Annotated in this window: 13 protein-coding genes; 8 read left to right on the top strand and 5 right to left on the bottom strand. The window is 44.7% G+C overall.

What is annotated here, in order from left to right; all coding sequences use genetic code 11:
• The first annotated feature begins 105 nt into the window (after positions 1 to 105).
• The 4 genes from BGP76_RS04925 (at position 106) to BGP76_RS04910 (ending at position 14,318) form a co-directional block, all read left to right on the top strand.
• A complete protein-coding gene (locus BGP76_RS04925) occupies positions 106 to 5,673 on the top strand; it encodes a LamG-like jellyroll fold domain-containing protein (protein WP_119843821.1) in 5,568 nt (1,855 codons plus the stop codon).
• A gap of 318 nt (positions 5,674 to 5,991) precedes the next feature.
• Positions 5,992 to 7,383 (top strand): LuxR C-terminal-related transcriptional regulator, encoded by a 1,392-nt coding sequence (locus BGP76_RS04920; RefSeq protein WP_119843820.1) that lies wholly within the window; start codon positions 5,992 to 5,994, stop codon positions 7,381 to 7,383.
• A gap of 125 nt (positions 7,384 to 7,508) precedes the next feature.
• Positions 7,509 to 13,049 carry a T9SS type A sorting domain-containing protein gene (locus BGP76_RS04915; RefSeq protein WP_158584058.1) on the top strand — a complete coding sequence of 1,847 codons (5,541 nt, stop codon included), beginning with the start codon at positions 7,509 to 7,511 and terminating at the stop codon, positions 13,047 to 13,049.
• 576 nt (positions 13,050 to 13,625) lie between these two features.
• Positions 13,626 to 14,318, top strand: a complete 693-nt coding sequence (locus BGP76_RS04910; RefSeq protein ID WP_119843818.1) for a DNA-binding domain-containing protein — start codon at positions 13,626 to 13,628, stop codon at positions 14,316 to 14,318.
• A 289-nt stretch (positions 14,319 to 14,607) separates the two neighbouring features.
• On the opposite strand, the gene BGP76_RS04905 is transcribed toward BGP76_RS04910, so the two are convergent.
• From BGP76_RS04905 to BGP76_RS04885, 5 genes are all read right to left on the bottom strand, one after another.
• Entirely contained in the window at positions 14,608 to 15,603 is a 996-nt protein-coding gene (locus BGP76_RS04905) for an LLM class flavin-dependent oxidoreductase (RefSeq protein WP_119843817.1), read from the bottom strand.
• Positions 15,604 to 15,764: 161 nt separating this feature from the next.
• Positions 15,765 to 16,433: a class I SAM-dependent methyltransferase gene (locus BGP76_RS04900; protein ID WP_119843816.1), complete on the bottom strand. Its 669-nt coding sequence runs from the start codon at positions 16,431 to 16,433 to the stop codon at positions 15,765 to 15,767.
• 528 nt (positions 16,434 to 16,961) lie between these two features.
• The gene (locus BGP76_RS04895; RefSeq protein ID WP_119843815.1) at positions 16,962 to 17,732 is read right to left on the bottom strand and encodes a lipopolysaccharide assembly protein LapB; all 771 of its coding nucleotides are present in this window, start codon (positions 17,730 to 17,732) and stop codon (positions 16,962 to 16,964) included.
• A gap of 5 nt (positions 17,733 to 17,737) precedes the next feature.
• Positions 17,738 to 18,853: an AI-2E family transporter gene (locus tag BGP76_RS04890; RefSeq protein WP_119843814.1), complete on the bottom strand. Its 1,116-nt coding sequence runs from the start codon at positions 18,851 to 18,853 to the stop codon at positions 17,738 to 17,740.
• A 203-nt stretch (positions 18,854 to 19,056) separates the two neighbouring features.
• Positions 19,057 to 19,638, bottom strand: a complete 582-nt coding sequence (locus BGP76_RS04885) for a DUF4202 domain-containing protein (protein ID WP_119843813.1) — start codon at positions 19,636 to 19,638, stop codon at positions 19,057 to 19,059.
• A gap of 164 nt (positions 19,639 to 19,802) precedes the next feature.
• On the opposite strand from BGP76_RS04885, the gene nirB reads away from it, so the two are divergent.
• The 4 genes from nirB to BGP76_RS04865 are packed head-to-tail and all read left to right on the top strand — an operon-like array spanning position 19,803 to position 24,821.
• Positions 19,803 to 22,295: a nitrite reductase large subunit NirB gene (nirB, locus tag BGP76_RS04880; RefSeq protein WP_119843812.1), complete on the top strand. Its 2,493-nt coding sequence runs from the start codon at positions 19,803 to 19,805 to the stop codon at positions 22,293 to 22,295.
• Positions 22,296 to 22,341: 46 nt separating this feature from the next.
• Positions 22,342 to 22,719 (top strand): nitrite reductase small subunit NirD, encoded by a 378-nt coding sequence (gene nirD, locus BGP76_RS04875; protein WP_119843811.1) that lies wholly within the window; start codon positions 22,342 to 22,344, stop codon positions 22,717 to 22,719.
• Positions 22,720 to 22,762: 43 nt separating this feature from the next.
• On the top strand, positions 22,763 to 24,142 hold the full coding sequence (locus BGP76_RS04870) for an ATP-binding protein (RefSeq protein WP_139280852.1): 1,380 nt from the start codon (positions 22,763 to 22,765) through the stop codon (positions 24,140 to 24,142).
• Between the two features lie 7 nt (positions 24,143 to 24,149).
• Complete coding sequence (locus tag BGP76_RS04865) at positions 24,150 to 24,821, top strand: response regulator transcription factor (protein ID WP_119843810.1); 672 nt, start codon at positions 24,150 to 24,152, stop codon at positions 24,819 to 24,821.
• Positions 24,822 to 24,839 lie beyond the last annotated feature (18 nt).

The following is a 24,839-nucleotide window of genomic DNA, read 5'->3' as shown; positions in this document are numbered from 1 at the left end:
ATAGTCCAACGAATTTTCAATAGGTAGACCCGAACAGTCAATTGAAAATTTACTCCTGTCAATATGCTTTTTGTTTGATCAGCCTTAAACAAAAACAAACTTGTCATGAGATACCTTTTACCAACAATCATCGCAGGGTTCATCACCCTAACCGCATTCAACGGAATGGCCCAATGTCATCTGGCCGTTCAAAACATAACCGAAGATTTCAACAATCCAGTGAGCTGCTGGACTTTCACCGCTAGAAACAATATTGCAGAAAATTTCACTGGCGTTAGCAATGGTGTTTTACGGATGCTTCCTAGACACATCGGATCTCTCGCCGTATTGCCTCGCGTGTACAACGCCAGCGGGGTATTGTCATTTGATATTTCCGGTTTGGGTCATTACCAAGTCGGCGTGATGGCCAGCCCTGGGGATGGCGGTTCATTTACAGAGATATCAAGTGGAACGATCAATACAAGCGGTACAGTTGCGCGAACAGTAAATTTCGGAAGCTATACTGGAACGTATCAATATATCGCTATCCTCGTGACCAACGGACCCTATTCCAATGGAAACATTTCCGTAGATGATCTTAGCTATATCAGCGGATGTCCTAGCACAGATTTTCCGGTTTTTAATATCAATGAAAACATCACAGTAGACTTGGATGCATCAGGCAATGGGAGTCTATCTGTTGGCGATGTAGACGTGAGCTCTGTCACGTCCTGTGGCCATGCGCTATCCAGCCTCAGTCTCGACCAAACGGCCTTTACTTGCTCAGACTTAGGGGTCAACAATGTAAACCTGACCGCCGAATACAACGGAAACCCAATCGGCGTACTCTCTGTCCCCGTGACAGTGGAGGACAACCTGGCACCTATAGCCGCTGGTCAAAACATCACCGTACCTGTAGACGCCAACACAGGCTTAGGCATGATCACCGCTGACATGGTCGAAAACGGCTCTACGGACAACTGCGACAACAATGGAGATTTAATCAAATCGCTTTCCAAATCCATCTTTAGATGTGAGGACACAGGAGACAACCTCGTAACGCTTAGCGTAGAGGATGCCAGCGGAAACATCAGCACGACAGAGGTCACCGTGACCGTGACCTCCGATGTGACAGATGAATCGATCACTGCTGCAAACGCCAATTTCTGTCCTGATGGTACCGCAGGATCCACCATATCCACAGGCAGTTCGGTTGTGGGCTTCAACTATACCCTGAGAAACAGCGAATCCAACGCCATAGTAGATGGTCCCTATGCGGGTACAGGCAGTGCCATTGATTTCGCCACCGGAAACTTGAGTGAAACGACTACATTCAATGTACTCACAGAAAAAGTAAGAACGCCGACCCAGACCGCTTTGGCGTTTGATGGGGTAAACGATTACGTATATGCCGGCACAGACAACAGAGGCATCACCACTGAAGTCAGCATCGCCGCGTGGGTAAAAACCACAGCAAGCGTGGTTAAAATCATGGTGGCCAAGTATGATGGCACAAACGGATTTTACTTACAGATGAATGCAAATGGAACAGCCATTCTTTATGGAAGAGATGGGTCTGGCGCCAAAAATTCAGGGAGTTCTACAACAACGATCAATGACGATGAATGGCACTATGTAGTCGGTACTGCCAACTTAGCCACGGGAAACTGGAGGATATACATCGACGGAATCCAAGAAAACGGAGTGACCAATTCTACTGGTGCCACCCTGGCCTCCCCTGCCAATTTCTACATTGGGGCACAATCGGCCATCTATTTCCCTGGTAGTCTTGATCAAGTCACAGTTTGGAATATGGAACTGGGAGCAGCAGACATTCTTTCACACTTCACCTCCTGCCTGACCGGTACGGAAACGGGCATTGTCGGGCACTTCATCTTCGAAGACGGGTCTGGTACGACATTGACCGATCAATCCCCATCAGCTATAGACGGGACATTGTCAGGCATGGACGATGCGGACTGGATTGATGTCATAAGCCCATCCTGTGCGGCTAAAGCGTGCGAATACCAAATGGTCACTGAGGTAACAATTGGAGACAATACACCTCCTACTGCCATTGCGCAAGCGTTCACCTTGTTGCTAGGGAGCACAGGTAGTGCGGCCTTGAGTGTGGCAGATATAGACCATGGATCGTCGGACAATTGTACCGCAGCAGGCAACCTAATGATGGCATTGGACAAAACGGAGTTTACCTGCGATGATATCGGCACCAACACCGTGACACTCACCGTGACGGACGAAGAAGGCAATGTATCCACCGCCAACGCAACTGTCACCGTGACGACCGTCATCGAGGACGAAGCGGTCACCATATCTGAGACGGAGCTTTGCCCATCAGGCGCTTCTGGCACTACCGTCTCCGTGGCTAGCTCAGTCGTGGGGGTAAACTACTATCTCCGAAACAGCAGCGACGATAGCGTACTGGACGGCCCAATAGCTGGGACAGGGAGCGCACTGGATTTCTCCACTGGATCGACGAGCACATCCACGACCTTCAATGTTTTGGCCGAATCAGAGGGGCTTACAAGAGACTATCTTGACTTTGATGGAGTAGATGATCAAGTCAACGCAGGAAACGATAACAGAGGGATTTCGCAAGAACTGACCGTGTCCGCATGGATCAAAACATCTGCATCGACCACTCAGGCCATTGCCCAAAAATACGACGGTACGAACGGGCTCTTGATGTACTTGCATACATCAGGTGCGGTAGCCATCACAGCAGGTGATGGCAATGCCTATAAGACATCCAACTTCTCCACCACTGCCGTCAATGACAATGAATGGCACTATGTGACAGGTACGATAAATATATCCACCGGATTCTGGGCGATCTATGTAGACGGTGTACTGGAGAATAGTACAATGAATGTATCGGGAGCAACTTTGGCGACCACTGCGGATCTCATCATTGGGTCGTACTCAACATTCTTTTTTGAGGGAGCGATTGATCAATTGACCTTCTGGAACACCGCCTTGGATCAAGCGACCATTCAAAGTAACATGGTCAACGGCATCACTGGGTCAGAGTCTAACCTTGTTGGCTATTTCCCATTTGACGAAACTGCTGGCACCACAGCCACCGATGCTTCCGCTACGGCAATCCACGCATCACTGACCAACATGGATCCATCCACGGATTGGCTCTCTGAGCATACACCCGGCTGCCAACTAGAAATGAGCACCGAGGTGAGTATCACGATAGCGGACAATACCGATCCAGACGCCTTGACTCAGGACATCACCATCGCGCTGGACGCAAACGGCGATGCGAGCATAGCTGCTGCCGACATTGACAATGGATCATCAGACAATTGCTCTACATTGACCCTGAACCTTAGCAACAGCACCTTTACCTGTGCTGACCTGGGAGCGAATACCGTGATCCTCACAGCTGAGGATGGCAGTGGCAATCAGTCCACAGCCACAGCGACGGTGACAGTCGTAGACACTACCGCTCCTACGGTCGCTTCCCAAAACCTATCCGTTGCACTTGATGCCACTGGTAATATCACCGTTGATCCTGCTTCTATCAATACGTCTTCATCCGACAATTGTAGCGCTACGCTAACTTTTGGCTTAAGCCAAACTGCCTTTGACTGTACTGACGTTGGAGAAAACATAGTGACTTTTTCGGTGATGGATGAAAATGGAAACACGGCAACAGAGAACGTGACCGTAACCATCTCCGGAAATGCTCCGACCGTAGTGACTCAGGACATCACAGTAGAATTGGACGCCAATGGTGCAGCTACTATCAGTCCATCAGACATAGACAATGGGTCAACGGACGATTGCACTACAGTTAATGATCTAGTCATGAGTCTTGATGTGACATCCTTCGATTGTACGGACATCGGTACGACCAGTCAAGTAGCCCTTTCAATTACCGATCTCAGTGGAAACACCACCACAGAAACAGCCGATGTGACGGTAGTGGATATAACAAAACCAACAGTTAATACACAAAATATTACAGTCGTATTAGATGGAAGTGGAAATGCATCTATTACTCCTGCGGATATTGACAATGGATCCAGTGATAATTGCACAGCTGTATCTAACCTAATACTTAGTCTGGATGTAACCACTTTTGACATCAATGATCTTGGGCAAAACACCGTAACCTTGACTGTAACAGACGCCAATGGCAATAACAATACGAGTACTGCAACCGTCACTGTTTCTGAAAAAGAGCAACAGAACGTAACCTTTACTGGTATAGCGGACAAAGTGTTTGGCGATTCAAATTTCAACATCGTTGCATCGGTCGATAGTGGACTACCTGTAACCTTCTCAGTAACTAGCGGAAATCTGAGTATTGTCACATCTGACTCAAATTCAGCAACAGTTTCCGTAGACGGTGCAGGCATCGCCACGATATCCGTTTCCAACAACGGAGATGACACCTATGCGCCCCTACAGGAAACCATTACAATCACTGTAGACAAAGCTGAGCAAATACTTAACATCGAGAATGTTACCAACCAGTCGATAGGTGCTTCACCCATAACGATCAATGCATCGGTAGACACTGGATTAGCCTTGGACTATGCCGTGACAGGTCCTGCCACCCTATCGGGAAATGTAGTTACTTTAGATAGATCGTTAGGCACTGTAGAAGTGACGGTAAGCCAAACAGGGAATAGCAACTACCATGCGGTTTCAGACGCGATTCGTTTCGATGTAGTAGAAAAGAAAGCTCAGACCATTGTGTTTACTGACATTCCTGATTTGACCTACGGGGCACTTGATCAAACCATGACTGCCACCGCATCCTCTGGATTATCGATCGATTTCCATGTAATATCAGGCCCTGCGGTGCTAAACGGAAGTACACTATCGATTACAGGCACTGGCACGGTAGTAGTCGAAGCGACTCAAGCTGGAGATACCGATTTCCTCGCAGCAGTAGCACAGCAGAGTTTTGTGGTAGACAAAGCTCCATTGAGCGTCACAGCAGATGACCTGTCCATCACTTATGGTGATGCCATTCCTTCATTAACATTTACTTACGCGGGGTTAGTAAATGGCGAAAGCGGAAATGATTTATTATCTGAACCAACCATTATCACAACAACAAACAACACCAGTGATGCGGGAACTTACCCTATCACGCTTTCAGGTGGTGCTTCAGATAATTACGACATTTCGCTACAGGATGGTACCTTGACAATCAACAAGGTAGACCAGGTTATCAGTATAGATCAGATTGATGACAAGGCGCCAACGGATGTAGACTTTGACGTGGTGGCATCTGTGACCTCTGGCTTGACGCTCACCTATGACATCTCTGGCCCTGCGACCATCACTGGAACGACCATTAGCCTCCATGGCACTCATGGTACCGTGACGCTCACTGTGACACAGGCAGGAGACATCAATCACAACGCAGCATCTGAAAGCATAACGTTTGAAGTACAGCTCATAACTGCCGTTTCCACTTTCGACTCAAAAATAAGTGTGTATCCAAATCCTGCGATCAGCGAATTGGTGATCACTGGAGCAGAGCACAGTGCAGTGAAAATGTTCTCCTTGGACGGGAAACTCGTAAAAGAAGCGACCGTGAGCCATCAAAAACTGAATATCGGAGATCTGGAGAATGGCACCTATTTGATGGAAATTAGCCAAGGGCAAGAACGAGCAGTGAGAAAAGTAGTGAAGGTGAACTAAGGCGCGTGTGCTACCGCACATGCAAAGGCGACTCCTCTGGGGCCGCCTTTATTATTTCCAGGTCTCGATATACTCGCTAGTCATAAAACAAGGAAAATCAGTAGCGTCTTGGAGTAACCAGTAAGCGTAATCATAGCACCAAGGTTGATATGATGAATCCTCTAGTCGTAAGTACAAATACCCTTCGCATCGAACCAACCAGAATCCCTTACTATTTCACAATAACAACCTCTCTTTTCCATGACATTTTTGAGTCTTGGTGTTTCATTCCTACTACTTAGAAACTATACTTGCGAGACATAATTAACCCTACAAATAATGCCATTAAAATCATCGCATTTAGTGCTGTTTTTAATCCTCCTGTCTACCCAATTATTTGCAAACCCGCATACGATACAGTACCTCAAGAAGGACGCTTCTCTGCATGAGATCAAACAACTACATGAAGACCAGTGGATAGATTATACAGAGCCTGTCTATGAAGGAACTGCCAATGGCATTTACTGGTTTAGGATAGAAATTCCCGCATCAACGGAATCTCATATAGTCACCATTCCCGAATCTCATATCACTAGAGCATCACTCTATCAGGGGAAAGACGAGATTCTGCCCTTAGCTGACACACGCTATAGGAGCTTCTCGATCGCCCCTTCTCCTAGCGCAACCACTTACTACCTGAGGGTCAACTGTCGATTGGAAGCCAGAATCCCGCTACAAATAGAGCCATCAATGCGCTATCATAGATCCGAACAATATGAATTCCTAAGCATGGGGGTCTATTACGGAGTGGTCATTTGTGTGGTCTTTATCAATCTCATCTCCTTCATTATCTTCGGAAACAAGGGTTATATTCAATACCTATTCATGCCCATCGGTATGTCCATCAATTCTGTGTACAAAGACGGCATTTTTGCGCTTCTGTTTGGTTCTATAGGTCTCAATGAATACATCGAACCTACCCTCAACAGTATTTTGGCGATCACTTGTGTCTTTTGTATTGAGAGCTACCTCAGTATCAACCGACACTATCCCCGATTGTATCGAATCGGCATTGCTTTTGTCGTCCTGTCACAGTTGCTCAATATTGGCGTACTCCTGACACATGGGGCTTTCTCCCTCTATGTCTCCACCGACTTGGCTATTCTGTTGGCATTAGACACATTCTGGCTATCAGGCTTTTTGCTTTGGAGGAAAACGAAAACCATAGAGTCTGGCTGGTTTTCCGTGGCGTATGGCATACCGCTCTTTGTAGCGCATGGATACTATCTGAGTCCCTACTTCGGCTTAGACTTTATGAATATATCATTTATGTGGTACAAGGTCGGGTCTGTATTCGAAATGGCGATTTTCACCTACGCCATTATGTTTCAATCCAAAAAGATAGCCTTGAAAAACCAAGAGATGAGACAAACGATCGTGGACTATACCAATCAGCTCAACAAGCTACATGACAAGCCCAATGAAAAGGAAGCGCAAACCTTAGAACTCATCAAGCGCTACCGGTTCACGCTCAAAGAGGTAGAAGTTCTCCAGGATATAGCAGACGGGTGCACCAACAAAGAAATCGCAGACAAACACTTCATCAGTCAAAATACAGTCAAGTACCACATCAGGCACATCTTCGAAAAACTGAATGTAAACAACCGCAAAGAAGCCGGAAACAAACTCATGCATCCCGCTGATGCCCCCTCAACAACGACTCAAATTTAACCCTCTCATAATAAGATAATTACCCGAACGGGTGGGAAAAACCACCCCCTCCTTTTTTGTCGTTGACCTAGCCATTGCGATAGCTTGCTGCACAGTTAAACAAACAGCAAATTTCAATGGTCACAATGTACAAACACTCCACCCTGTGTAAAATTAAGTTCTTTGATAACCTACGTCGTTTTCTCTTGATGCTCGCCATCCTGTCGATGGTCTCAGTATCCTATGCCCAAAATCAAGCACCAGTATTCACCTCTATACCTGTTATTGAAACAAATGACAATGTAGCATATTCATACACTGCCCTTACTTCTGACTCTGACCGTGATAGGGTAACAGTAACTGCGACAACTAAACCCAGTTGGTTAGCCTTAACCAATATTGATGCTGAGGTCACCACCTTTACAGGTTCAGGTAGTTCAGGAAGCGAAGATGGTCACGGCACTAGCGCCAGTTTTAATAACCCTTCTGGAATGGCGATAGATGCATCAGGGAATATTTACGTCACTGATGCCAATACAATAAGAAAAATAAGCCCCAGCGGTGATGTCACCACACTAGCAGGCTCAGCAGTTGCTGGAGATACCGATGGCAATGGTGTAAACGCTACGTTTAATCTTCCAAAGGGGCTAGCCATAGATGCCATAGGTAACGTATATGTAGCAGACACTTATAATTTCAAAATCAGAAAAATAAGCCCTAGTGGAGACGTAACTACATTAGCAGGATCAGGAAATGTGGCGAGTATTGACGGTAGTGGAGTGAGTGCTAGTTTCAATTATCCAGCTGCATTAGCTGTAGATGCTACAGGCAATGTTTATGTAGCTGATGATGGGGGGCTAAAAATACGTAAGATCACCCCCGGCGGAGAGGTAACGACCTTCGCAGGCTCTGGAGTCAATGAAAGTGTTGATGGCAATGGACTGAATGCTAGTTTCATAAGTCCCCGTGGATTGACCATAGACGCTGCTGGCAACCTATATGTTACAAGTATTTATGGTCATGCGGTGCGTAAGATAACTCCTGATGGAGACGTGACAACACTAGCAGGATCAGGAACTGCAGGCAATACAGATGACAATGGAACCAGTGCAAGCTTCAATGAGCCAGTAGGAATTGCTGTAGACGGTTCGGGCAATCTATATGTGGCTGACACCAAAAACCATAAAATACGCAAGATCAGCACCGATGGTGATGTAACGACCTTGGCAGGCTCAGGAAACCCGGGCAGTACGGATGAGAATGGAGTTAATGCAAGTTTCAATACCCCAGTTACAGTAGCTGTAGGTCAGAATGGCCATTTGTATGTGTCTGATTTGATGAATAAGAAAATTAGACAGATTAGTAACAAAACAGTACTTGCAGGAGATGCAACAGATCAAATAGGAGATCACAATGTAACACTTACTGCTAGTGACGGTAAGGGAGGAACAGCCACACAGTCTTTTGTACTAAAAGTCGCTAAAGGTAGGACTATCGGTACGGGCAATATTCTGTACGTCAACAAAAATGCAAGTGGTGGTGATGAAAGAGGTAGTTCGTGGATCAATGCCGTTCCTGAATTGGCCGATGCGCTCGTATGGGCCAAAGACAACTACGATGATGCTTGGGCTACTACCCCATTAAAAATATATGTGGCCAAAGGTACTTATAAGCCCCTGTACAGTCCTGAGGATGGTGCCAACTTCGGTACTGACCAAGGGCGTAACAATAGCTTCTCTATGGTCAAAAATATCCAGTTGTATGGCGGTTTTGATCCAGCAAACGGAATTGAAGACTTAACTGACACACGTATCCTCCCCTCCTCTGACGAAACAGCAGGGACGATATTGAGTGGTGATATTGGGACTGCAGATGATGCGACCGACAACACCTACAACGTACTCGTGAGTGCCGGAGATGTAGGTACCGCTAGCCTAGATGGGTTTAGCATCACGGATGGATATGCCAATGATTACTCTGACATTTATGTCAATGGTAAGCAGATATTCAAATGCTCTGGTGCAGGAGTCTACAACTCGGTCTCTTCGCCCACTTATAAGCATGTAACACTACACAACAACAGCTGTACAGAATCTGGTGGAGGGATGTTTAGTTACATGTCTTCACCAGCTCTTCAATTGGTTATTCTAAAAAACAACCAAGCCAAAGATGGCGGGGGAATAACAAACCAAGAGAGTTCTTCTCCTACACTTTTGAATGTCTCCATTCAAAGCAACAATGCGAGTGAAAATGGTAGCGGAATGTACAATGTAGATGAATCAGAACCTACGCTTACCAATGTTTCTATTGTAGGCAATGAGGCTTCTGTTAGCAGTGAGGAAGTGCCTAGTTGTGTATCTCAAAACTCCTCTCTCACGCTAAACAACTGTATCATTTGGGATGTGGTCACTGGAGATTACACAGCTCAGAACAGCCTAATCAAAGGAACTAGCGATACCTCTAATGGTAACCTAGACGCTACTGACTTGACTGATACGGACATCTTTACTGATCCTGCCAACGGGGACTATAGTCTTAAAAGCACCAGTATAGCCGTAAACTCAGGAAGCAATACCTTATACACCGACGCTGGTGGGGACTTAGCCAATGATGTGGACATAGCAGGAAACGCACGTCTCTATGATGGCATACCTAGTACAGATATCATTGATATGGGAGCTTATGAATACCTCGACAACATCGACCCTGTCTTCACCTCTACAACTACAGCCAGTTTCATAGAGAACGAAACAGGTACAGCCTACACCGTGACTGCTACTGATGCAAACACGATTACCTATAGTCTCGGTTCTGGCAATGACGAAGCACTATTCGATATAGTAGGTAGCACGGGAGTTGTAACCTTCAAGGCTGCTCCTGATTTTGAGAACCCTGCGGATGCAGATGAGGACAATGCTTATCTCATCAACGTGATTGCGAGTGATGGAGTGAATGCCGCAAACCAAAACGTAACCATCACTGTCACTGATGTGGATGATACCGATCCTGAATTCACTTCAGCTACTGCTGTCAACTTTGCAGAGAATGAAACAGGTACAGCTTACACCGTGACTGCCACTGATGCAAATACATTGACTTATAGTCTAGGTAGTGGTAATGACGAAGCACTATTCGATATAGTAGGTAGCACGGGAGTTGTAACCTTCAAGACTGCTCCTGACTTTGAGAACCCTGCGGATGAGGATGAGGACAATGCCTATGTCATCAATGTGATTGCGAGTGATGGAGTGAATACCGTAAACCAGAACGTGACCATCACTGTCACTGATGTGGATGATACCGATCCTGTATTCACTTCAGTTACTGCTGTCAACTTTGCAGAGAATGAAACAGGTACAGCTTACACCGTGACTGCTACTGATGCAAACACGGTTACCTATAGCCTTGGCTCAGGTAATGACGAATCCATATTTAATATAATTTCAACTTCAGGGGTAGTCACTTTCAAGACTGCTCCTGACTTTGAGAGCCCAGCGGATACGGATGAGGACAATGACTATGTCATCAACGTGATTGCGAGTGATGGAGTGAATACCGTAAACCAAAACGTGACCATTACTGTCACTGATGTGGATGATACCGATCCTGTATTCACCTCTGCAACTACAGCCAGTTTCATAGAGAATGAAACAGGTACCGCTTACACCGTGACTGCCACTGATACAAACACGATTACCTATAGCCTCGGTTCTGGCAATGACGAAGCACTATTCGATATAGTAGGTAGCACGGGAGTTGTAACCTTTAAGACTGCTCCTAACTTTGAGAGCCCTGCGGATACGGATGAGGACAATGACTATGTCATCAACGTGATTGCGAGTGATGGAGTGAATACCGCAAACCAGAACGTGACCATCACTGTCACTGATGTGGATGATACCGATCCTGTATTCACCTCTGCAACTACAGCCAGTTTCATAGAGAACGAAACAGGTACAGCCTACACCGTGACTGCCACTGATGCAAATACATTGACTTATAGTCTAGGTAGTGATAATGACGAAGCACTCTTCGATATAGTGGGTAGCACGGGAGTTGTAACCTTCAAGGCTGCTCCTGACTTTGAAAGCCCTGCGGATACGGATGAAGACAATGACTATGTCATCAACGTGATTGCGAGTGATGGAGTGAATACCGCAAACCAAAACGTGACCATCACTGTCACTGATGTGGATGATACCGATCCTGTATTCACCTCTGCAACTACAGACAGTTTCATAGAGAACGAAACAGGTACAGCCTACACCGTGATTGCTACTGATGCAAACACGATTACCTATAGCCTCGGTTCTGGCAATGACGAAGCACTATTCGATATAGTAGGTAGCACGGGAGTTGTAACCTTTAAGACTGCTCCTAACTTTGAGAACCCTGCGGATGAGGATGAGGACAATGCCTATGTCATCAATGTGATTGCGAGTGATGGAGTGAATACCGTAAACCAGAACGTGACCATCACTGTCACTGATGTGGATGATACCGATCCTGTATTCACTTCAGTTACTGCTGTCAACTTTGCAGAGAATGAAACAGGTACAGCTTACACGGTGACTGCTACTGATGCGAACACGATTACCTATAGCCTCGGCTCAGGTAATGACGAATCCATATTTAATATAATTTCAACTTCAGGGGTAGTCACTTTCAAGACTGCTCCTGACTTTGAGAACCCTGCGGATGCGGATGAGGATAATGCCTATGTCATCAACGTGATTGCAAGTGATGGAGTGAATACCATAAACCAAAACGTGACCATCACTGTCACTGATGTCGATGATACCGATCCTGTATTCACTTCTGCAACTACAGCTAGTTTCATAGAGAATGAAACAGGTACAGCCTACACCGTGACTGCTACTGATGCAAACACGATTACCTATAGCCTCGGTTCTGGCAATGACGAAGCACTATTCGATATAGTAGGTAGCACGGGAGTTGTAACCTTCAAGGCTGCTCCTGACTTTGAGAGCCCTGCGGATATAGATGAGGACAATGCTTATCTCATCAATGTAATTGCGAGTGATGGTACGAACACAGCAAACCAAAACGTGACCATCACTGTCACTGATGTGGATGATACCAATCCTGTATTCACCTCTGCAACTACAGCCAGTTTCATTGAGAACGAAACAGGTACAGCCTACACCGTGACTGCTACTGATGCAAACACGATTACCTATAGCCTCGGCTCAGGTAATGACGAATCCATATTTAATATAATTTCAACTTCAGGGGTAGTCACTTTCAAGACTTCTCCTGACTTTGAGAGCCCTGCGGATACGGATGAAGACAATGACTATGTCATCAATGTGATTGCAAGTGATGGGCTGAATACCGCAAACCAAAACGTGACCATCACTGTCACTGATGTGGATGAAGTAGATGAGGTGATTACAAGTACTCCTAGCAACGAACTACAGCTAACGGAGATCGCGCTGTATCCTAACCCTACCAGTCATCAGTTAAACATTGATTTGTCTAACTATAGTGGCAGTGAGCTATCTGTACGCATCACAAACGTATCTGGCGCACAATATTTCCTTCAAGAAAACATCAGCGCACAGGGCTTGGTGGTCAATGTAGAAGACTATGCGTCGGGCATCTACTTAGTGATGCTAACAACCAATAACAGTATAGTAACGAAGCGAGTGATTGTAAATCCATAATCATCTCCCCTCCTTCATTAACTAGAACAAACTAAAAAGGGAGTCCACATAATGTGGACTCCCTTTTTAGTTTGTTTCCTCTCTCCCATGTCCTCGCCTGACATGAGAATCCACTAGTGATAAATGATAAATCCATCATCCTGCTAGACGTGAAAGATACCTCAATCTTACATCTGGATACGACAGTAGTGGTAGTGTTAATCGTGGTATGGCTAAACCCTTGGAGAGATTTCTGTATCATGATTTCTATGCAATAGTCCTGTCAAGAGACTATCTATATGTTTGTATTTCAGTCACTTTTGATTATATTTCATCAAGCATTACCTGAAAGACCAACCTCCATGCCTAAACCAACCCGCTTAGATGGCACGATCTATTGTATTCGATTCTTTTGTAATACAACATACCCCCAAACATCTCAGGTCAAAAGATGCCTAGTATCACAACTACTACCATCGGTGATTATACCCTGAGTTATCCTATACATCATCCCCCTTAGCTAGACTGTATGTAAGAACCCTTTTTAAACCCAGCAGCTTGAGAAATGGTTTCTTTTACAATATAAACAATACAACAATGGCTATAAATTATTCGCTATACGCTAACCACCTCACCAATTCAGAAGACTATATGGCGGTGGTTCAAAACCAAAAGACAAAAACACTAGATGAACTCATAGATCGTATGATCGGTAGAGGGAGTACCGTTACCAAAGCAGAAGCCCTCGCCGTATTAGAGGAATATCAGGCATCTGTACAGGAGGCATTAGAAGAGGGCTATAGTATATCCACTCCACTTTTGAGAATATCACCGTCGATTCAAGGTGTATTTACTGATCCTCAAGACAACTTTGATAGGAGTCGTCATATCTTAAGGCTCAATGTCACCTCTGGTAGTAGAATCTCCCAAATATCTAATGTACTAAAAGTAGAGAAAGTAACAGCCAAAGCGCCTCAACCTACACCTGTTGACTTTACAGATGTCAAAACGACTTCTAACGAAACCCTAAGCCCAGGCGGAGTAGGTGTACTCACAGGTAGTCGACTCAAAGTCAATCAAGAGGACACTCAGCAGGGTATATTCATCATAGGAGCAGATGGCACAGAGACTCGTGTGACGACTTATATCCGAAACATGCCCAGCAATCTGATTTTTATGATACCTGACACACTGACGGCAGGTATCTATCAAATAGATATTCGTACGATATTCCAAAAGAGCAAAACCATACGGAGTGGTACACTCTCTACTGACTTGACAGTACAGTAAAGCTTGGTTATCATTCGGATTAAAGTAACTGACAATGATACACTACAGACTTTTGCCTTAGAAGGCACCGAACATTAGTCTTAGAAGGCTTAGAACTATAGCCTACTAAGGAGTGATCGTGTAGTCTTAGAAGGATAAACTCTAGATGCATCATTGACCATCCCATTATACTACACAGCCCCTATGAAAGTACTTTCATAGGGGCTGTTTTGTTATATTCGTTTCTAAGACTATGCAGATGGTATGATACCCATCTAAAATCTACCTACAAACAATCAAGTGTCTAACCTTAATTATCCTGTAGCTGTTTTAGGATTTCATAAGACCTAAGCCTTGCCTGATGGTCATAGATATGAGAGACCACCATCAGTTCATCGATGGCTGTATCTGTTACGAACTGAGAGATAGAAGCCTCTACTTCATCTGGACTACCTATGAATGAATAGGTCAAGAACTGCTGCAATGCCTGCTCAAACTCTGGCGGTAGTACAAAGTCTTTGTCTGGTGGCTGTAGTGGACTTCTGTTTTGGGTCAGTATACCCATGAATATCTTTCGCATCGATGTAGCTAATAGATGCGCTTCTTCGCTCGTATCTGCTGCTGTGACATTGACACAGGCGATGGCATAGGGTTCTTTGCAAACTGATGAGGGCTTAAAGGTACTGCGGTATATATCCAGTGCCTGATGCAGTTGTACTGGTGAGAAGTGACTAGCAAAGGCATACGGCAAGCCCAGTGAAGCAGCAATGTGCGCACTAGACGTACTAGACCCCAGTATCCACATCGGTATATCTAACCCCTCTCCTGGTATGGCCCGTACACGACCATGTTCGTTATCGGCAGAAAAATAGTTCTGTAACTCACGCACTGACGTAGGGAACTTGTAGGCTGCCTGATCGTCTCGCTGTAGTGCTGCAGCAGTATGCTGATCCGTGCCAGGGGCACGCCCCAGCCCTAAGTCTATCCGTCCTGGATAGAGAGATGCCAAAGTCCCAAACTGCTCTGCGACCATCAGTGGCGAATGGTTGGGGAGCATGATTCCCCCAGAGCCCACACGTATCGTAGAGGTCGCTCCAGCTACATCACCGATCAGCACCGAAGTAGCTGAGCTGGCTATACTGGGCATGTTGTGATGCTCAGCCAGCCAGTAGCGCTGATAGCCCAGTCGCTCAACATGCTGTGCCAGATCACGGCTATTGCGAAAAGAATCCGAAGGAGTGTATCCTTCACATATTACTGCCAGATCCAAAACGGATAAGGGTATTTGCTTAAAATCTTTGTTCATTTACTCGAATGGCTTACTACACTTATATTCATCCTAACGGGTGTCAAGGCGACACCTAATCTATTCCTCAATTAGAAACTCGGATGATCCAAAAAGGTTATGTAAAATTGAGTCCGAAGCAGTGATTTCGTATGCTATAGATGCTTACATAAAAGCAAGGCTTAAGCTTTGGTCAATCTCACCACTGAAAAATCTCTATCCACCCACTCGTCTGCCTTGCTCTTGACACGCTCTTGATGATCCAGTATATCTATGATCTCAAAATCGGTCTGCTCTACCAGCGTCTTCACATCATGATTGTCATAGAGTGTAAACCTATCTGCTACAAAGGGCAATTGATCCATGAATTGTTTTTGTGCATAACCAATAGAGAGTATTCCATTGGGCTTGAGCACCCGGTATAGCTCCTCTAAAAATCCCACAGGATCACCCCAAAAGTAGAGCGTATTCACTGTCAGTATTCTATCTACGCTATGGTCTGCCAATGGAATGATTGCTCCGTCATAGCGCTCAAACGCTATGTCAGAAGACTCAATCAAAGCAGCATGCATACGACACGCCTCCTCATGCATCGTCTCAGATATCTCCACTCCTATATAGGATAACCCATGTGCCTGCTCCAGTATCGTCGACAGATGGGCACAGTTGCCATGCCCTATCTCCAACACATAATTATTCTCTGTGATCTCCAAAGACTCTATCGTGGTAGTAATCATGCCCGCATTGGTCTCGTTCATCATTGCTGCCATCTTGATACCATTCTCTCCCTGTGGACAACTGAGCTGTCTTTCTATTTCGGCTAGTTCCTCTGGTGTCGATTCTTGACTCATCTTAGGTGGGTTTAGATTTGTGTTTTCACCTCTAAGATAAATTAGATTTATGAATACTAGAGCCTGAATAATGCATTAGGCAGAGCAATCACATTCAAACCAATATCTAGAAAACCCTCCAAGGGTTTAGCAATAAAATCAAGGCTATCATTCATACCCGTACGGTTCATTAAAAATACCTAATCCTTGGAGGGGCTCAGTATTTATAATACATAGCCCCCTTTCAAGGTCTATCGAACCCAACAACCTGTGTTCGACTAATTATTGTTGTATTGGTTATCTGAGCCTCTTATCAGCATACTTCTGCCCTAGACAGGATGTCATTTCGATGATAGGAGAAATCTATGCGATAGTACCTTAGATTTCTCTACTGTGCTTCGAAATAACAAAAAGGCTTTAATACTGCTATTGAGTTCTTTGTTAGAACCGAACTCAGGTCAATAGAGTATGAGCGTATTGGCAATCATAAATTAGTAACAACCCCTAGAAGGGATACCTCAACAAAACCCCATAGCCTACCACTCACACTCAGATATTCTGAGAGAGCATCTTCTCGATGGCATCTAGGTTGTTTCGGTCTTCTATCAGCTTTGAGGTTCTGGGTTCGCTTTTCAGTGCCATTCGTAATACTTCTTGCGCTTTATCCTTTTGATCATGCGCGATCAATGCTTCGGCAAAGAAGCGTGCATTGGCAGGATCTTGGGGTGATTGGCTGTAGGCAGTCTCTAAGAGACGTAGTGCTTCGTCTTCCGAGGGCCAAGAGAGTACAAAGGGGATTTGAGGCAACTTGAGGTGCATAATCCCAAGAATACGCTGTGCGCCCGACTCAGCAAACAGATCATCCATCTCGATGACCTCTTCGGCGAGTGCTTTGATCTCATCTGATACTCCTTCTTGGGCAGCCGTCATCACGCCTACGGTATTGCCCCAGCGACCCAGATTGGTCATGTAGTAGTATTTTACCCCCACATCAGAGGCATATCGATGGATGTATTCTCTACCCAAGTCTACCGCTGCCTTGTAAGTCTCTAGTTTTTTCTTTTCGCTCAATCGCGTAAAGCTCCCCTTGAACTCGTAGGCACGGAGTAGTGCCGCAACAGTCTCAGGTGTCTGATCCGCACGTTTGTAATATTTAATGGCACGATTGATCATTCGCTTGCGTGCCACTAGCCCCTGAGCACTATCTCCACGGTCTGCAAAGTAACGTTCCGCTTTTTCGTAATCCGACTGTGCCTGTGCAGGCCATATAGTCGTGATGATAACGAAAGCCAGTATAATGAATGGTCTAAGTTGTTTCATAGAAGTTACTTTTTAGTGATTTTGGATATAATGGATTGCCCCCATTGCTCTATTCGTTCGAATATCGGATGGCTATTCTTCTCTTCAGAGTCTCCCAGTAGCAAAGCCACAGGCTTTAGCTCCGTGTAGTATGAGCAGACGACTTTGAGTATCGCCACCATAGGCAAGAACAGTATCATTCCAGGGATACCCCAAAGCAAACCGCCAGCGATCAATGATAGTATAGAAAAGAATGCGTTGATGTTCAGGTTGCCCCCTACGATTTTGGGATTCAAGAAGTTCCCCTCTAAGAACTGAACAAACCAAAACATGGCTACCACGCCAATCGCATACCAATAGCTATCATAAGTGATCAACGCAAACAGTGTTGGGATCAATCCACCTACGACAGTACCTACATAAGGTATGATGGCCAGTAGTGCCGCTAAGAAGCCAAAGAACAGCGCATACTCAATACCGATGAGCCACAGTCCGAGACTATTGAGCCCTCCCAGCACCAGTACTAGCGTCAGCATAGAAGTAAGGTACTTCTGCCCGATCTCCTGCACTTCCTTCAGCATCTCCCTAAAAGCAGGTTGATCCTCCTTTGGATTGAAATGGATCAAAGCTTTGGTTAAGTGCTTATGATAGAGTAGAATTAGAAAGGAATAGATGAAAGTCAGTACAAGATAGGTGAACAACGTACTCGTCACGCCTATGGTATCCGACACGATCAACAGACCACTGTCCGAAAACAGTTGGGTGATCTGCTCATTGATCATCTGAGAGTCAATGGGTGGGATGATACTAACCTTTTCATTGAGGAATACAATGACTTTGTCCATCACCTCTTGTAGGCGTGCTAGAAAGCCTGAGTATTCCTTGACGATCGATACGATCTGTGCAGAAAATAGAAACAGTACCCCCAATACGACAATGGTCACGCTGGCCATTGTCCAAATGACAGACCAGATCAACGCGATGTTTCGCTTCGTTAGCCATTTGACCAGTGGGTAGAGAATGAAAGCCACCAGCATGGCAAAAACCACGGGGATTAAAATAGACTTAGCCGCAAACAGCATATATATACTGAGCAGCACCGTGGCAAGGACAAAAAACAGCTTCTTGAATGATAAGGTCATGAAATAAGGTTTGAGTATACACTAGTCAGCAGACCTTCATGGTCTACCGACTAACAAGATACACCCAAAACCACGCCATGCGCCAATTGTAGTCTAGGATAAGAATTCAAGACCATTTCGACTCTCAATCCGTCCCCTTTCCTACACACCTGTTGATTTTATGACACAGTTTGACCTGCATCAGTCATCGCCCAGCTGTTGTTCTAGGCCAGTGCCTTTTGAATCAACGCCAGATCTTCATCTAAGTAGTCCAGCTCCAACGCCATCGCATGCCCCTTTTCCGTCATCTTACCCCACGTCTTCTGTACGATATCGATGAGTTTAGCCTCATCGTGTTTCGCTCCAAACGCATGGAAGTAGTACTTCAAAAAGACCAAGCACACAACATCTTCCAGTTTTTTGGACTCATCATCCGTCTTGAGCTTCTTTTTATTGACCAGTTCTACGACCTGATCAATAGAGTCAGAAGAGAACCCCTGCTTTTCCATCATTTCGGAGAGCAATTCTCCATGGTATATTTTGAGCATCGTCCTCCATTTGAGATACCCCTTTCTATCCATGGGATAATCACTGCGTGGGATGTGCCATCTTTTGATATGCTGCCCTCTAGCGGCTATTTGTAATTCTGGAGAAGCATCTGCCTCATACACTTGGAGCATATCGGTCATTCGTTGGCCATATATCAACTCTTTAGGAATGAGTTGACCATCTACTGCCTCCATATTTGGGTCTTGTGTATTGACCTCATCTATTTGTGCAAAGATTGTTTTCAGTTTATCTATCATACGTCATATTCTTTCGTGTTCTATAATTCCTGTGTTTTCCTGTCAATTATCAGTTTACACCCTAACATAATTACGTAGTTGATATAGCTTTTTATACATTTAATACGTAGTTTTGTTTCCATATCAGAATTTAATACGTACTATTACGTAATAACATTAAAATCATGGAGAAAATAATTGTAATCGGTAACGGCATGGTGGGCTACAAGTTTTGTGAAAAACTAAGAGCCAAAGCTGACAAGAACAAATTTGAGATCACAGTTTTTGGAGAAGAACCTCATGCAGCTTATGACAGAGTGCATTTGAGCGAGTACTTTACCAATCCCTCTGTATCACATCTCGAAATGGCTCCAAGGTCTTGGTACGAAGAAAACGACATTAACCTGATCTCAGGCGAAATGATCAACGCCATAGACCGAAACAACAAAACCGTGACCTCACACAAAGGTACACAGTTGCCCTACGACAAACTCATCCTTGCTACTGGATCGAGCGCTTTCGTCCCTCCTATCAAAGGGGTTGAAAAAGAAGGGGTATTTGTCTACCGAACGATCGAAGATCTCGACGCAATTATAGAATATAGTAAGAAGACCAAAAAAGCTGCCGTCATGGGTGGTGGTCTACTGGGGCTAGAGGCTGCAAAAGCCATGATGGACCTCAAACAAGAAACACACGTAATCGAATTTGCCCCACGTCTAATGCCGAGACAGTTAGACAATGCAGGTTCTGATGCCCTACTTACCAAAATGCAAGAGCTAGGCATCAAATTACACTTAAATAAAAACACAAGAAATATAGCTGGAGAAGGTCAAATGACGGGCATGGAGTTCGCCGATGATTCTAATCTAGATGTAGAAATGCTCGTAATCTCTGCCGGTATCAAACCGAGAGACGAGTTGGCCACTCAGTGTGGTCTGGCTGTAGGACAAAGAGGAGGAATCGTAGTGAACGATCTGTTGCAAACAGATGACACGGACATTTTCGCGATTGGTGAGTGTGCTTTGCACAAGAACTTCATTTATGGATTAGTAGCGCCTGGGTACGAAATGGCAGATGTCGTGGTAAACCAACTCATAGGTGGTGAAGAAAAAAGCTTCAAAAGCTATGACATGTCCACCAAACTAAAGTTGATCGGTGTAGATGTGGCGAGTTTTGGCAATGCCTTATGTGAAAACGAAGATCATAAACCTATTGTCTTTGAAGACAAACACACAGGTATCTACAAAAGAATCAACATCTCTGAAGATGGTAAACGTCTACTCGGTGGTATCCTCGTCGGCGAAGCAGAGGCGTACAACATGCTACTCCAGGTCACCCTCAACGGGATGGCGCTCCCTCCTAACCCTGAGGATCTAATCCTAGGTAGTCGAGGTGGTGAAGAGACCAAGATGGAGCTACCAGATAGTGCCCAGGTTTGTTCGTGTGAGAATGTCACCAAAGGCGATATATGCCAAGCAGTCATCGACAATGAGTTCGAAGATATCGAGCAAGTCAAAACGTGCACCAAGGCGGGCACTGGCTGTGGCGCTTGTAACCCTATCGTCAAAGACATCTTCAACGAGCAATTGGCCAAGATGGGAAAAACCGTCAAAAACGTCATCTGCGAACACTTTGACTACAGTAGACAGGAGATTCTAGACATCATCAAAATCAAGAAGATTCAAGACTACAACCAGCTGCTCAATGATCACGGTACGGGTGATGGATGTGAAACTTGTCGTCCATTGGTCGCTTCACTCCTAGCCAGTACATGGAACGAGATGATCCTCGACAAAGGGAAAGATTCGCTACAAGACACCAATGACAAGTACCTAGCCAATATCCAAAAAGGTGGATCGTACTCTGTAGTACCTAGAATACCAGGTGGAGAGATCACACCAGACAAATTGATCGTGATAGGTCAGGTAGCTAAAAAATATGATCTCTACACCAAAGTAACTGGTGGACAGAGAATCGACTTATTCGGTGCGCAGATTCATCAGTTGCCAGATATCTGGGAGGAGTTGATCAACGCAGGATTCGAAAGCGGCCATGCCTATGGCAAGTCACTACGTACAGTCAAAAGTTGTGTTGGGTCTACATGGTGTAGATACGGTCTACACGACTCTGTATCCTTCTCTATCGAGGTGGAAGAACGGTACAGAGGACTCAGGTCTCCCCACAAACTCAAAGGAGGTGTATCAGGCTGTAGAAGAGAATGTGCCGAAGCGCAAAGTAAAGATTTCGGTATCATCGCTACCGAAGAAGGCTGGAACCTATACGTATGTGGAAACGGTGGATCTAATCCACAGCACGCACAGCTATTGGCTGGAGATATTGATTCAGAAACATGCCTCAAGTACATCGACAGATTCCTCATGTTCTACATCAAAACTGCTGAGCCGCTCAACAGGACAGCCACATGGCTCAACAAACTAGACGGAGGACTCGACTATCTCATCGATGTGGTCGTCAACGATTCTTTGGGCATAGCTGCTGACCTAGAAAAGGAAATGGAGTTCATGGTAGACACCTACAAATGTGAATGGAAGGAAGTAGTGAACAATCCAGAATTGAGAAAACGATTTACGCACTTTGTCAATACAGAGATTCCTGATCCCACCATGAAATTCGAAGACATGAGAGGGCAGAAAAAACCAGTAGAATGGGGTGCTTGATCCTAGCCCCTATTGACCCTTTTTTCAACCCATAAAGCATACAACCATGACAGAAGTAACAGCAGAATATAAAACAGTAAAGTCAGAAGAAGTAAAAATCTGGCACAAGGCCGCATCAGTAGATGCATTCCCTACAGACGGCGGTGCAGCCATAGAATACAAAGGACTACAAGTCGCCATTTTCAATTTTAGCCGTAGAGGTGAATGGTACGCCAGTCAAAACCTATGCCCACACAAAAAGCAAATGATCTTATCAAGAGGCATGTTAGGCTCTGAGGGACAAGAACCTAAGGTCGCTTGCCCATTTCACAAGAAAACATTTAGCCTCAAAACTGGGGTTAATTTGAATGGAAGCGAATGCGACCTAGCTACCTACCCCGTCAAAGTGGAAGAGGGGTATGTTTACGTAGGATTTTCGCAGTAAGCTGCGTAATTTCACCTAATATTGCACTTTAGACTTTAAATACTTGAGAAGTACCAGAACATTGCAACAACTAGGTTATTCAGGCCTAGCTTCATTTATTGGTGTAGTAGCTGCTATACTGGCGGGACAGTATTATATATTAAATTTCAGCCAAGAGAAAAGCGGGCTCATCAACCATGAAATCATCTTCATAGTCCTAATACTGGCACTCATTGCCTCTTTGTTTTTCGCGCTACTCTATCCCCGATACCAACGCATATACGCTTCGTATAAGGATCTCATCCAATCAGAAGATAGTGCAAAATCAATGGCTTCTCAGTTATCAAAACTCTATGATGAGTTAGGTAAATCTTATCAAGACCTGGAAGCTGTAAATCATCAGCCTGCCGAACTGAGTATTCTACTAAAACTAGATATCGATGGCAACATCCTTCAAACCTCAGACAAATTCAGAGAGATTTTGCTATTGGATACTGAAACTGTCCCAGCCAATTTCTATAGTTGGTTAGAGCAGCACACCTATCGCGAAGATTTCATAGAACAATTGAAATCCTTGGCCAAGGAACGAAAATCTTGGAATGGTGAAATCAAAGCGACCAATGATGAAGGTGATTTCGTTTGGTTCGATCTAGTTGTTCAGCCTGTTCCTCTCAACAAGGAAAAGAGTCAATTTGGGCTCCTAGTGATCGGTACAGACATCAGTAATACGATAGAAGCCAAACAACGCTCTAGAGAGATAAACCTCGAACTCGTCAACAAACGTGTGAAAGAACAACAATACAGATCCGTATTAATTCTCGAAGGACAAGAGGAAGAAAGGAAACGAATCGCACAAGAAATCCATGACGGCATAGGCCAGATGCTAACAGGGCTAAAACTGAATCTAGAAGGGATTACTACCTCTAGTTCACCACACATGAGACAGCGCATGAGTGACACCAAACATCTCATGAAAAGTATCATCAAAGAGGTCAGACGGGTATCCTTCAACCTTGCTCCAAGCAGTTTGGTGGATTTTGGGATCGTCCCAGCTCTCAAGAAAATCAGCCAAGAAACCACCTCCCTAACCAGTACAGAGGTGGTATTCGAAAACAAAACAGGCTTTATCAACAGACTAGATGGCACGATAGAAACCAACCTCTATCGCATCATTCAAGAAGCCGTCAACAATGGAATCAAGTACGCCAAAGCCGACCAAATAAAAATCACTTTGGAGCACACGATCAACCAACTAACCGTCAACATAGAAGACAACGGAAAAGGGTTCGATATAAAGAAGTTAGAAAACGTAGGCCACTTTGGCGCCTCAGGCCATGGGATATTCAACATGAAAGAACGTGCTGCATACATCAATGCCAAATTAGATATTGACACCAAAATTGGACAAGGTACATCTATCACCATTAGTTTACCTTTAACGTAATCCACCTATGAGTAAGATTAAAGTAATATTAGCCGACGATCATGTCATTGTTAGAAATGGAATCAAAATCCTGCTCGAAAGCAACGGTGATGTAGATGTGATTGCGGAAGCATCCAACGGAGAGGAAGCATTAGAAAAAGTAAGATTACTTAAACCAGACATATTGATTTCGGACATCAGAATGCCCATCATGAATGGTATAGAAGCAACGGCTCGTCTCAAAGAGTTTTCTCCCAATACCAAGGCACTCATCCTATCCATGCATGACGATGAAGAATACATCATCAAATCCATCGAAAGCGGTGCTTCAGGATACTTACTAAAAGATACCACCAAAGAAGAGTTTTCAAAAGCACTACACGCCATCCTGGATGGACAAAAGTATTTTAGCGGAGACATCTCTAACATTCTAGTCAACTCTTACCTAAACATAAAAGATGGCAAACCTGTCAGCACCTCTTCCCAGTCTGGCATCATAGATTACCATATTACCAAACGTGAAAAGCAAATTCTACAACTCGTCTACGAAGGCAATAGCAACAAAGAAATTGCAGACAAACTAGGAAAAAGTGTTAGAACCGTAGAAACACATCGTTTCAATATCATGAAAAAGCTAAGTGTATCTAATATCACCGAACTACTGAGAAAAATAGATGCAGAGCCATACATAACCCAGTAAAGAGTTACTCCTGAAAGC

This window comes from Reichenbachiella sp. MSK19-1, from assembly GCF_003590315.1.
Taxonomy (GTDB): domain Bacteria; phylum Bacteroidota; class Bacteroidia; order Cytophagales; family Cyclobacteriaceae; genus Reichenbachiella; species Reichenbachiella agariperforans.
This window is presented reverse-complemented; position numbering and strand designations above follow the sequence as displayed.

Excerpts from the sequence above, each read along its gene's own strand:
- BGP76_RS04925 (WP_119843821.1), top strand. The coding sequence starts at position 106 with ATGAGATACCTTTTACCAACAATCATCGCAGGGTTCATCACCCTAACC.
- BGP76_RS04920 (WP_119843820.1), top strand. The coding sequence starts at position 5,992 with ATGCCATTAAAATCATCGCATTTAGTGCTGTTTTTAATCCTCCTGTCT.
- BGP76_RS04915 (WP_158584058.1), top strand. The coding sequence starts at position 7,509 with ATGTACAAACACTCCACCCTGTGTAAAATTAAGTTCTTTGATAACCTA.
- BGP76_RS04910 (WP_119843818.1), top strand. The coding sequence starts at position 13,626 with ATGGCTATAAATTATTCGCTATACGCTAACCACCTCACCAATTCAGAA.
- BGP76_RS04905 (WP_119843817.1), bottom strand. The coding sequence starts at position 15,603 with ATGAACAAAGATTTTAAGCAAATACCCTTATCCGTTTTGGATCTGGCA.
- BGP76_RS04900 (WP_119843816.1), bottom strand. The coding sequence starts at position 16,433 with ATGAGTCAAGAATCGACACCAGAGGAACTAGCCGAAATAGAAAGACAG.
- BGP76_RS04895 (WP_119843815.1), bottom strand. The coding sequence starts at position 17,732 with ATGAAACAACTTAGACCATTCATTATACTGGCTTTCGTTATCATCACG.
- BGP76_RS04890 (WP_119843814.1), bottom strand. The coding sequence starts at position 18,853 with ATGACCTTATCATTCAAGAAGCTGTTTTTTGTCCTTGCCACGGTGCTG.
- BGP76_RS04885 (WP_119843813.1), bottom strand. The coding sequence starts at position 19,638 with ATGATAGATAAACTGAAAACAATCTTTGCACAAATAGATGAGGTCAAT.
- nirB (WP_119843812.1), top strand. The coding sequence starts at position 19,803 with ATGGAGAAAATAATTGTAATCGGTAACGGCATGGTGGGCTACAAGTTT.
- nirD (WP_119843811.1), top strand. The coding sequence starts at position 22,342 with ATGACAGAAGTAACAGCAGAATATAAAACAGTAAAGTCAGAAGAAGTA.
- BGP76_RS04865 (WP_119843810.1), top strand. The coding sequence starts at position 24,150 with ATGAGTAAGATTAAAGTAATATTAGCCGACGATCATGTCATTGTTAGA.